General features: G+C 55.2%; 9 protein-coding genes and 1 tRNA gene. 7 read left to right on the top strand and 3 right to left on the bottom strand.

The window, feature by feature from the left end; genetic code table 11:
- Positions 1-39 precede the first annotated feature (39 nt).
- The 5 genes from ACR0NW_RS19390 to ACR0NW_RS19370 all read left to right on the top strand — a co-directional run bounded on the left by ACR0NW_RS19390 (position 40) and on the right by ACR0NW_RS19370 (position 8260).
- Positions 40-115, top strand: a tRNA-Lys gene (locus tag ACR0NW_RS19390).
- A 985-nt stretch (positions 116-1100) separates the two neighbouring features.
- A complete protein-coding gene (locus ACR0NW_RS19385; RefSeq protein ID WP_480452492.1) occupies positions 1101-1556 on the top strand; it encodes a terminase small subunit in 456 nt (151 codons plus the stop codon).
- A 1039-nt stretch (positions 1557-2595) separates the two neighbouring features.
- Positions 2596-5157, top strand: coding sequence for a caspase family protein (locus ACR0NW_RS19380; RefSeq protein WP_480452494.1), 2562 nt, complete (start codon positions 2596-2598; stop codon positions 5155-5157).
- An 11-nt stretch (positions 5158-5168) separates the two neighbouring features.
- Positions 5169-5711 carry a hypothetical protein gene (locus ACR0NW_RS19375; protein ID WP_480452495.1) on the top strand — a complete coding sequence of 181 codons (543 nt, stop codon included), beginning with the start codon at positions 5169-5171 and terminating at the stop codon, positions 5709-5711.
- Positions 5681-8260 (top strand): caspase family protein, encoded by a 2580-nt coding sequence (locus tag ACR0NW_RS19370; RefSeq protein WP_480452496.1) that lies wholly within the window; start codon positions 5681-5683, stop codon positions 8258-8260. The genes ACR0NW_RS19375 and ACR0NW_RS19370 overlap by 31 nt, the downstream gene beginning before the upstream one ends.
- Before the next feature lie 186 nt (positions 8261-8446).
- Here the strand turns inward: ACR0NW_RS19370 and ACR0NW_RS19365 are convergent, their stop codons facing one another.
- Complete coding sequence (locus ACR0NW_RS19365) at positions 8447-9727, bottom strand: tyrosine-type recombinase/integrase (protein ID WP_480452498.1); 1281 nt, start codon at positions 9725-9727, stop codon at positions 8447-8449.
- A 556-nt stretch (positions 9728-10283) separates the two neighbouring features.
- On the opposite strand from ACR0NW_RS19365, the gene drt3a reads away from it, so the two are divergent.
- Both drt3a and drt3b read left to right on the top strand, forming a co-directional pair.
- Positions 10284-11516, top strand: coding sequence for an antiviral reverse transcriptase Drt3a (drt3a, locus tag ACR0NW_RS19360; protein ID WP_480452499.1), 1233 nt, complete (start codon positions 10284-10286; stop codon positions 11514-11516).
- Positions 11509-13515: an antiviral reverse transcriptase Drt3b gene (drt3b, locus tag ACR0NW_RS19355; RefSeq protein WP_480452500.1), complete on the top strand. Its 2007-nt coding sequence runs from the start codon at positions 11509-11511 to the stop codon at positions 13513-13515. The genes drt3a and drt3b overlap by 8 nt, the downstream gene beginning before the upstream one ends.
- Before the next feature lie 387 nt (positions 13516-13902).
- On the opposite strand, the gene ACR0NW_RS19350 is transcribed toward drt3b, so the two are convergent.
- Positions 13903-14421: a hypothetical protein gene (locus tag ACR0NW_RS19350; RefSeq protein ID WP_480452502.1), complete on the bottom strand. Its 519-nt coding sequence runs from the start codon at positions 14419-14421 to the stop codon at positions 13903-13905.
- A 151-nt stretch (positions 14422-14572) separates the two neighbouring features.
- Positions 14573-15724, bottom strand: a complete 1152-nt coding sequence (locus tag ACR0NW_RS19345) for a hypothetical protein (RefSeq protein WP_480452503.1) — start codon at positions 15722-15724, stop codon at positions 14573-14575.
- Positions 15725-15869: the final 145 nt, after the last annotated feature.

Genomic DNA, 15869 nt, shown 5'->3' with positions numbered 1-15869 from the left:
TAGAGAGCGCTGCGGGTCGAAGAGATCCAACAAAAGAGTGGGCCGTTAGCTCAGTTGGTAGAGCAACTGACTTTTAATCAGTGGGTCGCAGGTTCGAATCCTGCACGGCTCACCACTTTTTTCAATTAAAACATCAGATTAACCCGCGCAAATTCTGCACGACTGCGCGGAAAGTGAGGTTTTACGGAGTATTTCCGGATGAATGCTCAGCCTCGTAATGTGAGATAAGCGATAGCAATGTGTTGCGGTACTTGGAGCATACTGCTGCTGGCGATGACCTGATGCCAGTGACAGCGTCAAAAGGTGCATTTCTCTAATGCCCCCCCGGGGGGGGGGGTGGTCGCCCCGCCCAAGGGACTCCCGCAGAATAGTCTACCTCCCCGACGCGAGGACGATGAGCGGCAGGTTTTTCAGACTACGGGCAATCAGAGATTGCTACAGCAGAGTAGGCAACGGTGGAAGCATCGGACACCATGGGTGCCAAGGCGCACAGTCTCACAAGGGGAGGAATTTAAAAAATTTCTGTAAACGCCTGACGTCGGCTTACCGATGACCTATTCAATCATAGGTCATCGTCTGCTGCGTAGCGCCGCAGGCGCTACATCGCAGCTTCGGCCTCAAGTCGTCCTCAACTAAGTCGTTCGTCCGTCTTGCGTCCTCGACGCCGACGTCAGGCGTAACTACTCATTTTTAGTACGTCAAGGTTATCAATGCACTATATGTTGATTTAATAAGGTTGAACCGCGAAAGCCACACCTTCCATGTCGATGCGTTTGCAAGGCTCAACTTGCGCGTCCACACATCTGCCTTTGGTAGTAGGGTTACACGACTCGACCGTCACAATAGGGAGCGGCGTAGAATGCGCGGCCATGTAGCCTCTGGTTTCAACGGTACTACGATATTCAAATGGGTGACTGGGGCAAAGGCTTGGCCATCATCAATATGCGACGTGGAGCCGAACGGGCGCTCCGCTCCGTTGGAGCTACGCGAAGCGCCCTAGACTATGATCGAGGTTGAGGATTGAAGACCAAGTCTGGGACGAACATGCCGACTAGGTGGTTTAGGCTTAGTCCACGTGAGAACAAGGAATAGGGGCTAACGTGGCAAAAGTTGATTGGGGTAAGAGGCAGGCGTTTGCACAAGCATATGTCCAAAGTGGCAATGCCACCCAAGCCGCGCTGATGGCCGGTGTTCCCAAGTCGTCGGCTCATAGCATGGGCTATAGATGGCTGCGCGACGTGGGCGTTGTGGAAATGATCCGCGCGGCCATGGACGATCAGATCAAAGCCCTTGGCCCCAGTGCCGTGGGCGTCTTGCGCGATGTTATGATGTCAGAAACCGCCCCAGCGTCAGTCAGACTGCAGGCTGCCCGTGACGTCCTCGACCGGCTGGGCTGGGTCGCGCCCAAGCGCCCAGAATCAGTTCAGGCCCCGAAAGAACGCCAACTGACGGAACTGACGCGATATGATCTTGAAACCTTGGTCTCGGGCAATCCCAACGCGATGCTCCAGCAAACGTCATTGGAAGAACTGGTGGCCGAGTTGGGCGATGCCTAGTGTGACGTGAAAAGGCCGTCCAACGCATAGCTGAACGGCCTCTCGTGCGTTTTTTTGACGCCCTGTATTTAGCGCCCTTGGCGCGATACAGGAGCTTCTCTCATCTTCTGCTCAGCGTGCGCCAAGACTTCCGCGACTTTGTGTACGGCCTTCTTGTTGGGGCGCCAAACCGTCAATGGCCATGTACGGATCGTACGCGCAGTTACTGGGAAGTAGCGCGACGACACAATTCTGGCCAAGGTCTGGCGATCCGCGTACTCGGGCAGCTCTGCCCCGCATGTGCAAGTTGCTGGTGTCTTGTCGGCAGGTCGGGTCATTTTCATACTCAGTCAGTTGGTGATGAGCACAGGTTGGCACAGCCGAGCAGAGCCGGTCGTCCCGAGGAAAGAACTTTTTTAATTTTTTTGATTACCTGAACTTGAGTGCGGAACACTCAGTTTCACGCATGTGTCGTTCATGGGTGAATACCCCGAGGAGAATAGGCTTGGAAAGAGCAATGATGTGCCAGATGGTTCAGCAGGGCCGGCGGCAAACTCCAACGTAAGCGCAAATGCCACTCCGGGAGAGGCGATGTAAGCGCCTCTCAGCGGCTACGAAGTCTTCGGGCCTCTAACTCGCTGCACAGCCCGATGACACCTGCTGCCGGCCTCTCAGCGAGCGCACAGCGAGTTTTGCGCCGCCAGTGCTTCTGACCGCCTAGTCGCAACTGAATGGCGCGTATCCAGCAGCCACAAACCCTCAAAATGGTAGTCGTTCCCACAGACGCGATCTTATGAGCGCAGGTCGACAATTGAGGCCTGGTAACACTTTTTCGTACCATAATGATTCATACCCACACTGAGCGCGGAGTTTAGGAAAGCGCGGTTCAACACTTCCGGCATTTCGAGAAATAAAAGCTGCGCCGACAGACCTTCAGTCTTTGAAACAGTTGTTCAGTTTCATGGCCTCCGTCATGTCGGCTTAAGGGCGCAATGAATAGCGTTCATACCGCATTTATGCTAGTCTATCGCCATTATTATTACGTTTGACGAGTTTTGAGATGCGCAAATTTATACATTGCATTGTTCTCGTGGTCTCCCTCAGCCCCCTATCAGGGGCACTAGCGCAGGAGGCGGGGCTTTACAACCGCCCGGTGCTGGTCCTGGATCCGGGGCATCATGTGGCGCCGATCAGACGCGCGGACGTGGATGCGGCGGGGCGCTATGCGGTGACCGGATCGTATGACAAGACGGTGCGGGTCTGGTCGCTGGTTGATGACACGCTGGAGCGGGTCATTCGCATGCCGGTCGGACCGGGGGATGTTGGCAAGGTCTATGCCGTTGCGCTCAGCCCGGATGGGCAGACCATCGCGGCCGGGGGTTGGATGAGAACCGGTGACCAACACATCTACCTCTTCAACCGGAAAGACGGCGCCATGATCCAACGACTGGATGGGCAGCCGAATGTGATCAATCATCTAGCCTTTGCGCCTAATGGCAAACGATTGGCGGCATCGCTGGGAGGGGGAAACGGCATTCGGGTCTACGACAAGGCAGTGGACGGGACCTGGGACCTGGCCTGGAGCGATCAGGACTATGGAGATCGAAGCAATGGCGTGGCCTTCGGGCCGGGTGGTCGCGTGGCCACAACCAGCTATGACGGCAAGCTCCGGCTCTACACGGCGGATGGGACGCTGTTGAACTCGATCGAGGCGGATCTGCCCGAACCCTTTAGCTTGGCGTTTCACCCGATGGACGGCCGCATCGCGGTTGGGTTCAGCGGCTCAACAGAGCTGCGAATCTATGATGGTGAAACACTGGAGAAATTGCCTGCGCCAGACACAAGCGACCTCGACTTTGGGGACATTTCGGAAGTCTCTTGGTCTGCGGATGGCAGCACACTTTATGCGGGCGGGCGCTATGATGATGGCGGCGGGAGTCCTGTCCTGGCCTGGGGCCATGGCGGCATGGGTTCGCGCCAGGTATTGTCGGCTGGGGACAATACAGTCATGAGCCTCAAGCCCATGCCCGATGGCGCCGTTCTGGCGGCCTCGGCCGATCCATGGCTTGGCGTGATCGCAGCGGATGGGTCTATGCGCTGGCAAATGGTTCCCGAAACGTTCGATCCGCGTGGGCAGATGAGCAACTTTGCGGTCTCCGAGGACGGTATGGTTGTGGAATTTGGGCCGGAATATTGGGGCGAAACAGACCGCCGCCGTTTTGACATCGCCGCTCTCAAGATGCTTCCCCCGGATCAGGATGGGCGCGTTCACCCTCCGGATCAAGACAGCCTGCTGGTCGAGAATTGGGAGGACAGACGTACGCCCAGTCTGAACGGCGCCATCCTGCTGCTTGAGCCCTACGAGTTCTCCCGCAGCCTTGCCATCCATCCCGATGGCGCGCGCTTTGTCCTTGGCGCCGATTGGACTCTCCGCATGTTCGATCAGGACGGTACCGAACTTTGGGCCCGCCCAGGCCCTAGCGTCGCCTGGGCGGTTAACATCTCAGGTGATGGTCGTTTTGTCATTGCTGCTTATGGCGATGGAACGATCCGCTGGCACCGGATGGAGGACGGGATCGAGCTGCTTGCGCTTTTCCCGTATCCCGATGGCGAGAACTGGGTCGTCTGGGAGCCTGAGGGCCGCTATGCCTCGACCCTGCGGGCCCGTCATGCTTTGCGCTGGGTGGTCAATCTCGGCTGGGATCAGGTGCCTCAGGTGTTGGAGGCTGGTGATATCAGAGACAGTTTCGTGCCCGATGTAATCCGGCGCGTCCTGCCGCTGGGCGGCACGCCCGATGCGGTGCACGCGGCAAATCAAGCCAAACGGATCGAGGATTTCCGCAAGCTCACCGGCGGGTTTGCCCCGGGCGCACAACTGCATGTGCTCTCGGTCGGGATCGCGGACTATGGAGAGAAAGCCACGCAGATCAACCTCAACTGGGCCGATGACGATGCGGCGGATATTGCCGCCGCCCTCAAGGGCCAAGGCGACTGGCCCTATCGACAAGGCCATCAGGTGACACTGCGCGATGAAGAGGCAACGGCCGTCACGATCCTGGATCAGCTTGATGCAATTGCACGGCGCATGGCGTCGGCACCAGACGGCAATGATATTGCCGTCATTGCCTTCTCGGGCCACGGTGTTGTTATCGGTGAGGAATATTACCTCCTGCCCCACGGCGTTGACATCGCCACGCCAAACCGGCTGTCACGTAGCGCGATCTCGGGCACGGAACTTCAGACCAAGATCATGACCCTGTCCAAGGTTGGACGGGTGCTGCTCCTGCTCGACACCTGCAGCTCAGGCGCAGCTACGGGCGCCGGTCAGTCACTGGGCACCCCGCACGGCGTATTGCAGAAGTTGGCCCGGCGCAACGTCACCGTGCTGGCCTCGTCGGACGCCACACAAGTCTCCCGTGAGTCTTCGGAATGGGAAAACGGCGCTTTCACCGAAGCCGTGCTCGAAGCGTTCCAGGAGGGTGACGACGATGGAAATGGTATGCTGAGCATCGGTGAACTCACCGACTATGTTGGCCGCCGCCTGCATGCGATGACGAGCGGTCTTCAAACCCCCACCATCGAAACTCGCTTCACCGGAGACATCTTCGCAAGCGGCATGTGAAAGGACCGTATATGAATCGCATCGCAATCATTCTTGCCCTCGCACTGGCAAGCACGCCGCTCAATGCCCAGACAGAAAACGAGATGGCATGGCCCGAAGCGACCGAGTTGCTTACCCGCGAAAGGCTCACGGCAGAGGCCTGCACACGTGTGATTAAACAGCTCACCCCGGCGGACGACACGGCGGCCTTGATCGCGGCCGAGCGGGAGTATGAGGCGGCGCGTGCCTCACATAATGGGCTTGTTGTAAATCTGCAGGTGGCCTTGATTGAGGATGAGGAAGACCTGGCCATGCAGACCGTCGTGGAGCGGATCGCTGAAGCGACGACCGCGCGGCGCGTCTACTGCGCTAAAGCAGAGAAGCTGTTACCGGCCGACGAAGACGGAACCAAGGGCGGTATTGGTGATGTCATTGGAGGCACAATCGGCAGCTTGATTGAGGCAGCTGTGTCGATCTGGAGTAAGAAAGAGGATCAGGACGACACCCGTCGTGAAAACATCCGCAATGCGTTGGAGGACACGAAATGGCCCGCCTTTGGCTCCATTCAACCCTGATCGGTCTCACGGCTCTCTTCTGCGTCCTCTGTCCTATGTCGGGGGTGCTTGCCGAGGGAGCGGGGCTTTACAACCGCCCGGTGCTGGTCCTGGATCCGGGGCATCATGTGGCGCCAATCATTCGGGCCGATGTGGATGCAGGGGGGCAATATGCGGTGACCGGATCGCATGACAAGACGGTGCGGGTCTGGTCGCTAGAGGATGGCGCGCTGGAGCGTGTCATTCGTATGCCTGTCGGTCCAGGTCAAGTGGGCAAGGTCTATGCGGTGGCGCTCAGCCCGGATGGGCAGACCATCGCCGCCGGGGGGTGGATGAGAACCGGCGACCAACACATTTACCTCTTCAACCGGAAGGACGGCGCCATGATCCATCGGCTGGTTGGGTTGCCGCAGGTGGTCCTTCACCTGGCCTTTTCGCCTAATGGCAAACGATTGGCGGCATCGCTGGGAGGGGGAAACGGCATTCGGGTCTACGACAAGGCAGTGGGCGGGACCTGGGACCTGGCCTGGAGCGATCAGGACTATGGAGATCGAAGCCATGGCGTGGCCTTCGGGCCGGGTGGTCGCGTGGCCACAACCAGCTATGACGGCAAGCTCCGGTTGTACGCAGCGGATGGGACGCTGTTGCAGGCGATGAAGACGAATCTGCCGCGCCCATTTGGCCTGGCGTTTCATCCCGTAGATGGCCGTGTCGCGGTTGGGTTCAACGATACACCAGAGCTGCGGTTCTATGATGGCACCACACTGGCGGTGCTCCCAGCGCTAGAGACGAGCGGTCTCAGCGGTGGGAATATCGCCTTTGTCACCTGGTCGGCGGATGGCAGCACGCTTTATGCGGGCGGGCGCTATAACAATGGTAGCGGGGGGGCAATTGTTACCTGGGGCGACGGCGGCATGGGGCCGCGCCGGGTGCTGAATGCGGGGAAAGGTACGATCATGAGCCTCAAGCCCCTGCCCGAAGGCGCCGTGCTGACGGCCTCTCAAGACCCCTGGCTCGGTGTGATTGCAGCGGATGGATCTGCGCGCTGGCAGGTCAAGCCCCGCCAGATTGATCCACGCGGTCAGATGGGCAACTTCGCCGTCTCCGAGGATGGCATGGTGGTGGAATTCGGCCCGCATATCTTTGGTCAGACAGACCGCCGCCGTTTTGACATCGCCGCTCTCAAGATGCTTCCCCCGGATCAGGACGGACGCGTTCTTCCTCCGGAGCAAGACAGCCTGCCCGTTGAGAATTGGTTGAACAGTTATGCTCCCAGTCTGAACGGCACCGTTTTGCCACTTGAACGCTACGAGACCTCCCGCAGCCTTGCCATTCACCCGGATGGCGAGAGTTTTGTCCTTGGCACCTCTTGGTTGCTCCGTGCCTTCGATCAGGACGGCACCGAACTTTGGGCCCGCGCGGTCCCTGGTACCGTCTGGGCGGTCAACATCTCAGGCGACGGCCGCTTTGTGGTTGCCGCTTATGGCGATGGAACGATCCGATGGCACCGGATGGAGGATGGGGTCGAACTGCTTGCGCTCTTCCCCTATCCCGATGGCGAGAACTGGGTCGTCTGGGAGCCTGAAGGCCGCTATGCCTCGACCCTGTGGGCCCGCCATGCCCTGCGCTGGGTGGTCAATCGCGGCTGGGACCAGGTGCCGCAAGTGCTGCAGGCCGGTGAGATTCGCGATAGTTTCGAGCCCGATGTGATCCGGCGTGTCCTGCCGCTGGGCGGCACGCCCGATGCGGTGCACGCGGCAAATCAGGCCAAGCGGATCGCGGATTTCCGCAAGCTCACCGGCGGGCTGGCCCCGGGTGCGCAGCTGCACGTGCTCTCGGTCGGAATCGCAGATTATGGTGCGAAAGCCACGCAGATCAACCTCAGCTGGGCTGATGACGACGCGGCGGATATTGCCGCCGCGCTCAAGAGCCAGAGCGACTGGCCCTATCGCCAGGGTCATCATGTTACACTGCGCGATGAAGAGGCGACACGGCGTACAATTCTCAACCAGCTTGATGCGATTGCACGGCGTATGGCATCGGCACCGGACGGCAATGATATCGCTGTCATCGCCTTCTCCGGGCACGGCGTCGTGGTCGAAGGCGAGTATTTCCTGTTGCCCCACGGTGCCGAGATTGAGACGCCGAATCATATTATCGACACTGGCATCTCGGGAACGCAATTGCAGGCCAAGATCTCGGCCTTGTCCAAGGTTGGACGGGTGCTGCTCCTCCTCGATACCTGCAGCTCGGGCGCGGCAACCGGCACCGATCTGTCACTCGGCACACCGCGCGACGTTTTGCGGCAACTGGCGCGGCGCAACGTCACCGTTCTGGCCTCGTCGGACGCCACACAAGTCTCCCGTGAGTCTTCGGAATGGGAAAACGGCGCTTTCACCGAGGCCGTTCTGGAGGCCTTACGTGACGGTGACAGCGACGCCAACGGCATGCTGAGCATCGGTGAGCTCACCGACTACGTTGGCCGCCGCCTGCATGCGATGACGGGCGGCACACAAACCCCCACCATCGAAACCCGCTTCACCGGAGACATCTTCGCAAGCGGCCTGTGAAGGCATACCGGCAAAAAACCGTGATTGATTTCTCATGCTTTTCTTGAGCGCTGCTACCCGTTGCCATCACCGCGCAATTGGTTTCAGTTCTGCAAGATTGAGTGTTCTAGCAATGACAGCTACTGCCCACCTCTCAGAGCGTCTAGATACCTACCCAGAGCCAAACCGAACGATCCGATCTTCACGTCACTTTTTATTGCTGCTTCTGAGTGGAATGACGGCGTTGCAGGGCGTCCACGTTCCCGTTTCCACCGCATTGCGAACCAGTGCAGCCCATGAGGTCATCACTCTGGTTTTCTGAGGCCAAAGGTTGGAATGATTATAGGCGGCAATAACACCAGAGCGTGTGCCAGATTGCCGGTGGTTCAGCAATGCGTCTGCAACCGTGGGATCACCAATTCCATTTTCGGCCAGTACAGTGGTGAACGTGCGACGAAGGTCGTGGAAGTTGAAGTCATTCACTCCTGACCCCGCACGTATCTTGTTCTTAAGGCTCGTCCAACCCGTGAACTTTTTGCCGGGGACGCCGAGAGGGAAGACTCGGGGGTCGCTATCGTCGCCGTCAATTTTTACTAAAGCCAGCGCGCAATCTGACAGTGGCAAGGCGAATTGGTCACCGTTCTTGGTGCGTTTGCCCGACAGAACCAACCTTGCCTTGTCGGTCTCCACCTCACTTGCCTTAAGCTCACATGCTTCTGTGAAACGTAACGGCAGCAAAAGCATCGCCCGCAGCAATCGCAGCTGTACTTCGGAGAGCCCATCACAGAACCACAGAGCGCGAACCTCAGAGGCGGTGTAGTATCTGGTGCGGGGTTGGGGCGGTTTTGGCCGATGTCGCTTGCTGACACGCCCACAAGGGTTCGCAGACACCATGTCACGTTCCAACATATCGTCGAAGAAGCGGTTAAGCGCACCGAAGCGGTGAACGGCGCAGGCGCGGCCATGATTAAGTTCCAGCATCCGCATCACATCCTGGACGGTGACATCAGACGGAGTCATGGCCTCAACGTCCATCTCCTTAATACTCAATTTCAAAGCGCCGCTTTCTGTTGTGACGTGTCGGTCGCTACCTCTGACGTTGTTTGTGATGTAGGTCTCTGCTGCTTCCCGCATCGTGGTCGCCCGTGCAAGATCAATCGCCTTGGCAATCTTTGCAGCTTTGCGGTCGGCCGCCGGATCGCCGCCACTGGTCACCTGAGCTTTCAGTCTGGCCGCTTCCGCTCTGGCTTCCGAAACACTGTGTGATTGGACGGTTCCAATCTTGACCGACTTGCTGGCGAACTGGCGACCGTCAGGCCGAACACCCGTGGGTTTGTAGTCGAGATAATAGGTTGCACTGCGGACTGAGACCCGCAGGTAAAGGCCCGGCACGTCTGTGTCGCGATAAATCATCGCCTCGTCGCGGCGGCGCAATGCGTTGTTCACCACAGCTTGGGTGAGTTTGGTCTTGATGTTTTTGGCTGGCATACAGAACTTTCCGGAAGATTTGCGGATACAATTGTGCCCTATAGTGCTCGGCGTTGACAAGTGATGATCGGCAGTGCGGTCTTATTATTCAATAAATATAATCATTTATGTTAAGTCTTGCTCGATAGCGACCGCATACGTCAATAATGAGCAACTGACTTTTAATCAGTGGGTCGCAGGTTCGAATCCTGCACGGCTCACCACTTTTTTCAGTAATATCAGAATGTTGTGCGCAAGCTTCTCGGGTGTGGTTGAATGCGCGTGCGCCCCGGAAGCAATAAGGAAGCACTGTGACTAAGAAAAAGTTTCGTTGCGATTGAGTCACAGGTACAGCATCAGACATGTATAGCCAGACGCGGCTTTCTGGACACAGGGATACAATTGTCAGGACAAGTTTCCAGAGCTCTTGCCAGAGTTGGCCACAGAGCGGACTTTCGCTGCGATTGCGAAACACTATGTTTGACTTTCACCGAGCGAACATTGCCCTCGGTCCAACGCTTTCCATCTAGTTGGTTTTCAGCGTAGGGTTGAGCGGAATAAGCAAAAGTGATTTTCGATGTACGATCCCACATTTGGCAGCGCAGCACTTGCAAGGCACTTGAGTAAAAGTGATTTTCTAAAACGGCCTGCATTGAAGAATGAGGCGCACAAGCAAGCTTTAGTTACTCAGGCTGTTACCACAGCACAAAATGGTTTTTCCTCTCTGCCATTGACGCCGAATAACTTGGCTGGCCGGACCATCTATCAAGTAAATGATCTGGCGTGCGATCTGGTGCTGCGAAAGGCCGCTCAGAACATTCGCAGAATCACAGCATCAAAACAGGGAAGCCGGATCGAGATCGTTCGCCGTCTAAAGTTACTCTGCGAAGAAGGGTTGCCATTTACCGTTGCAAAGATGGATATCGAGAAATTTTTTCCGTCCGTTGATCAAGATTTTCTGTCAAGCCAACTCAGCAAACGGCTTGTGACGGCTCCAAGCACGAGGTCTGTTGTCAGGTCACTGATTGAGCAATGCAAAGCCAACTCGGTGAAAGGCTTGCCCCCAGGTTTGGCAATAAGCGCGGAACTTAGTGAATTCTACATGCAAGATTTTGACCAAAGAATGCGGGAGCAACTAAACGCACACTACTTTGCCCGGTATGTTGACGATATAGTACTGATCCTGCCGGAATTGGACAATCCGAACTCGCTCAAGGCGCAGGTCGAAGAAGCTTTACCGGCGGGATTGAAATTGAATTTTTCAAAATCGAAGATTTATCAGTTCAAGAATACAAAGATGAAGACGCCAACTGTTGAACACAGCTTCGACTACCTGGGGTTCAAGTTCGTTGTCTTTCACACTGATAAAGCGAGACCGATTTCTCGTCGAATTGAACTAGATATCGCGCCATCAAAGGTGCGAAGGAACAAGACGCGAATTGTGAAGTCCTTCCTGCAATATTTGGGTGATGGGAACTTCGACGATCTTAGAGATCGCGTCCGCATTTTGACCTGTGGCTATCAGTTCTTTGACGTAAGGCAGCAAAAGAACCGCAGCGCGGGTCTGCAGCACACTTACAGCCTCATCAACACTAACGCACCAGCACTCGCCGAGCTTGATAAGTTTTACTCGGGGATGGTTCTGTGCCGTTCAGGGGCAGTCGGAGGGAGACTGGCGCTCGCTCTGACTAACCGTCAAAGAAAAGAACTTCTCAAGTACTCATTCGTCAATGGGTTCGCCAATCGTGTTCACTTCCGCTTCAGCGCCGATAGATTGGCCGATCTGATGGAGTGCTGGAAATATGCCTAGTAAGCGAAAATCACGGGTAAACCTAAACCGAGCGGACAAATGGCGTGTGGTACTCACGGACACGTCACCTTTCGAGGTACCAATAATCGTTAGCAACGATGGGTTCTACAAGAACCTTCATGACGTGACTAAGAAATCGGCTCATTTTCAAAAGTTGGTAAACGCCCTTTTGCTCTTCGACGACGGCAAGGGCTACACCGTTCCGCTAAGGTACAATATCGTCAAAGATTCTCGAAGTGTAAGAACCTTGAGCCTTCTACATCCGAGAGGTCAGGTCATATTGGCCGAATTCTATCAGAAGTACGAGGAGTTGATCTGCGAATACTCCGGGCGCGGACCATTCTCCATTCGCGCGCCGAAGAAGGTTGGAAGTTCCTTTTTTGTGCCATCCTCGGTGCAGGATAAAAACCAATACAAGAACGCTACCGTCGATACGGCGGAGTTGGACAAATTGGTGCGAAACCCGGCAAGCTATTTTGCATATTCAGGATTTGAGCGCCTCTACAAGTTCTTCGCCTCGAACGATCACATTCGCTTAGAAAAAAAGTTCCGATATCAGTTGTCTTTGGACATCAGTAAGTGCTTCGACAGCATCTATACTCACTCCATGGCTTGGGCGACCAAGAGCAAAGAGGAGGCGAAAGAAAACACGCCCGCGCTCAGTTTTGGAAATCAGTTCGACAAGGTAATGCAGAGACTCAACCACAACGAAACAAGTGGTATCTGCATTGGCCCGGAGGCCAGTCGCATCTTTGCGGAAATAATACTTGCAAAGGTGGACAAAAACGCACGCCGCAACCTTGAAGAGAAAAGCTCTCCCATACGTGATGGCGTCGACTACGAATGCAGGCGGTACGTGGACAACTACTATGTCTTTTCCAATGACCCTGTAATGGCCGAGCAGGTGGAGCACGAGCTATCAATCGCGTTGCGAGAATACAATCTGCACCTGAACACTGCGAAAAGAGAGTTCGACAAGCGGCCATTCTACTCGAAGAAGTCTCTGGTAATCGACGAGATTAATAAATCCCTTGGCGCTCATTGGGAAAAGCTCTTTGAAACTGTCGCCCTGCCCGCGAGCGGAAAGAGGGCGTTGCTTCCTAAGTACATTTACAAATATCGGTCGTTGTTTGGAAAGTTCACCCGAGAGGTTAAGGCAGCGTGCTATTCCTCGGAGCTTGGTTACGACGCGGTTGCAAACTATGTGATTGGGGCAGTACGCCGGAAAGCCATTGATATAGCTGACGGGTACATTGATCTTGTTGCGTTAGAAGACAGTCCAGTTGTTGACCGGGACTATCGGCAAATGTTCTTCTTCCTGCTTGATGCCGGGTTCTACTTTTTTACGCTTCACCCTACCGTCGCGTCATCGCTTCGCCTGTCTCACGCCATCGTGCGCGCTGCGCAGCATCTGCAAGAACACGACCCCGAAGGTTTTGATATCCTCAAAGAAGCCTCCCTTCGCTGGGCGTCACAATTGGCGAGAGCACCCAGCTTCGAAGGCTTATTCTCGAAAAACTCGGTGATCCCAATCGAGATCCTCAACATTCTGGTTAGCCTTCAACAATTTGGAGGCGATGGGCAACTGGAGCACGAGCTGATCTCGCTCGCCAAACTGGACAGAAAGAGCCAAGGCTACTTCGAGTTGGTCGTAAAGCTATTCATCTATGGTGACCGACCAGAGTTCGCTGACCAGAGGAATGAAATTTGGGAGTTCATCCGTAAGCGAGTTTCTTCAGAGAAGTATCTGAATAGGGATTCCGAAACAGTGCATCTGTTGCTGGATTCCCTTGCTTGTCCCTACATTGATAGGCCCAAGAGAGCCAAGTTGCTTCGAGCTTCATGGAACAGGATTGGCGAGAACCTCGGAAACATCAGTGTTGCCGAGGCCGAGGCGCTAATTGACGAAATCCAACAGCAGCATTGGTTTGTTCGCTGGGACGGAATCGACCTATTGAACATGATCGAAAAGAAAGAATTGAGCAGCGTCTACGCCTAGGATACCTAGACGGAGGGTGCCAGCCACGTTTTACCGCGACTCGTTTTGCGGTACAGACAGGCGATCAAACTGCGGTGTTCAGCCTCGCGTTGACCACATGGATCGTACAGTCCGCGTAAGAGGTCGTCTTGAGCAGCAATGCACACACTTACTGTGGCTGGCATCCAAAACGTCAATTCAGTCAGTATTTGCTAAGTGGGCCACAAACACAGCATCTCGACCCACCGATGAACGGCAGCGTGGGCCGTTCGCGGCTTGCTTCACGAGCGAGAAGTTGGGTGTTGTCGAAGGTCCGGTAAGGGCTCAAACTACAAACTTATACGTTGGCCGTTTGCGTCAAGCCCACAGCTGAAGCCCTTTCGCCATGCGTCCAAGATTTGCCCTCGATCAAAAACATTCAGCGTCAATAGTTCCCGATCCACGAGTGGCAGAGTTTGAAACCATGTTAATTATGGAATGGGCAATTCTGCATCTATAGGTTTCCTCTGGCAGATTTAGATAATCCTGCATTAATACAACAATTAAGACCTTTTTGCGCCCATCACTGAAGTTCACATCATAACTCGTGACTGCGTCTTGAGGTATCTTCCCACTCTCCCAAACGACCTTGGCCAATTGCGAGGGCAGAATGTCAATTTCTGTATTGTTGCTAATAAAATAGACCCAAACATCAGAGTCTTGAAAAGGGTACCATGTAGCAGTCCTGTCAAGAATTGACATTTCATCCAAACCCTCAATTTCCTCCCTTATCATCGGGACAGGCTGAAAAAATGACATCCTGACTTCTCTGCCGAGCAGGTCGGCCAGTGATCTAGTGGCTTCCTGTGCAAGGACTGGTATAGGACCGGAGAGAAAAGCTACTGCTGCCACAATAGCAACAAGCACAAGTTGGAAAACTATTTTCATCTTTTGATACAACTTCATAAGCACTGGACACGCCAGTCTGAACCCTGCTTCGATCTATCATATTAGATCGCTGTTGCGTGACAAGCATGGGTGAGTTTTTCACATCAGCGGTATCGTAAAAATCCTACAGGGGCAATTACTTGTACGCGGTTTACGCAATGAAACGATATCTGTTCTTCGCCTCATATAGCTTGTTCGCCGCGCGTTCAGGATCAGCCTTGGAGATCTCCGACAGCCTGCCGCCCATCTGAACCATGTATTCTCCCAGTTTGCTTTCCTCAGTGCCATCCAGTGCCGCTAGTGTTGTTACATGGCCCACGATTTGAGCCATGATCATTCGCCTATGCTCATCGCGATGAACATGCTTGATTTTGGTGGCATCCACGTAGCTACGCATTTCCAGCAGGTCGTCATCCGACGATCCAGAAACTAGGTCCCAAATTCCATGATTTGACCACCGCGCACGGTTTCCGTCATCAGGATCGGGCTCACAGTAACGTATCTTCTTTAGTGCCTCGGCAATGACATCCCCGAACATGGCGTCGAATTGGGGCCGCGTCCTGATCTGCCAACGATCCTTGAGCAAGTCCTTCCCGGCACGTACCTCAACACGCCATACGCGGCTCTGAGACGCATCAGAATGGTCCAATGGGGGCAACCCATCTTGCTCAAGGTTGGAGTTCCAGATGTCCCACCAAATCGGCTTTTTCTTATCGATCACTTCACGACGTTTGTCATAGATGATGACCTGCCGCCCCGGCATTTTACCGACTGTTACAGACGTGAACTGACCAGACTTGCCGTTGCTGCGGACGTCTTCCTGACCGGTGATGTAGTCTGCGCGGTTCGTGTGGCTGTGGATGACAAAGTTTTCGGGAACTAGTTCAAACTCTGGTGCAAGGATATCAACGCAGAAGTCGACGCGGCTGATACTGACTTGATGCGCCTCGAAGCGAACTCCAAGCCTTGTTAGGGTCTTGTCTATATAGGATCGCGCGTATCCGAGCCCTTGCGTGGCAAGGAGTGTTGAACCTACCGAAACCCGAATGCCCCACGGATCACGCGCATTTGGTTTTTTGAAGAACCAAGTAACATCCAAAGGACCGCCTTTGAGGATAAAGCGATATCCGTTGCCACCATGCGGCAGGAGGTCGAAATCCGCGCCACCGTAGCTGAATGGAACGGGATGCCGCTCTTCTTCGGCTCTGTCACGTTCGGTACTCAGCAGGTCGAATAGCTCCTGAGAGATATTCGCCTGAATCGAAAGTGCGATAGTGTCGAATCCGCGATGAACAACTTGCATTATTGGGGCCTCCTTGGGTTCCGGTATTTCCAGAGGGGGGTGCTACAATCACCCCCCTCTTTCGGCGAACGCCGCGTGATTTGGTTGAGGTTGGGAAAAGGGGCTGGCGCTGGCGCGCCCTTCAATAGTGCCTCCGGCGGGGCAG

The organism is Ruegeria sp. CF5, assembly GCF_056537325.1.
Note: the sequence above shows the minus strand (reverse complement) of the source record. Positions and strands in the feature narration are given on the sequence as shown.

What these genes read in the sequence shown, in the direction of transcription:
- ACR0NW_RS19380 (WP_480452494.1), top strand. Translation starts at nt 2,596, where the DNA reads ATGCGCAAATTTATACATTGCATTGTTCTCGTGGTCTCCCTCAGCCCC.
- ACR0NW_RS19375 (WP_480452495.1), top strand. Translation starts at nt 5,169, where the DNA reads ATGAATCGCATCGCAATCATTCTTGCCCTCGCACTGGCAAGCACGCCG.
- ACR0NW_RS19370 (WP_480452496.1), top strand. Translation starts at nt 5,681, where the DNA reads ATGGCCCGCCTTTGGCTCCATTCAACCCTGATCGGTCTCACGGCTCTC.
- ACR0NW_RS19365 (WP_480452498.1), bottom strand. Translation starts at nt 9,727, where the DNA reads ATGCCAGCCAAAAACATCAAGACCAAACTCACCCAAGCTGTGGTGAAC.
- drt3a (WP_480452499.1), top strand. Translation starts at nt 10,284, where the DNA reads ATGTACGATCCCACATTTGGCAGCGCAGCACTTGCAAGGCACTTGAGT.
- drt3b (WP_480452500.1), top strand. Translation starts at nt 11,509, where the DNA reads ATGCCTAGTAAGCGAAAATCACGGGTAAACCTAAACCGAGCGGACAAA.
- ACR0NW_RS19350 (WP_480452502.1), bottom strand. Translation starts at nt 14,421, where the DNA reads ATGAAAATAGTTTTCCAACTTGTGCTTGTTGCTATTGTGGCAGCAGTA.
- ACR0NW_RS19345 (WP_480452503.1), bottom strand. Translation starts at nt 15,724, where the DNA reads ATGCAAGTTGTTCATCGCGGATTCGACACTATCGCACTTTCGATTCAG.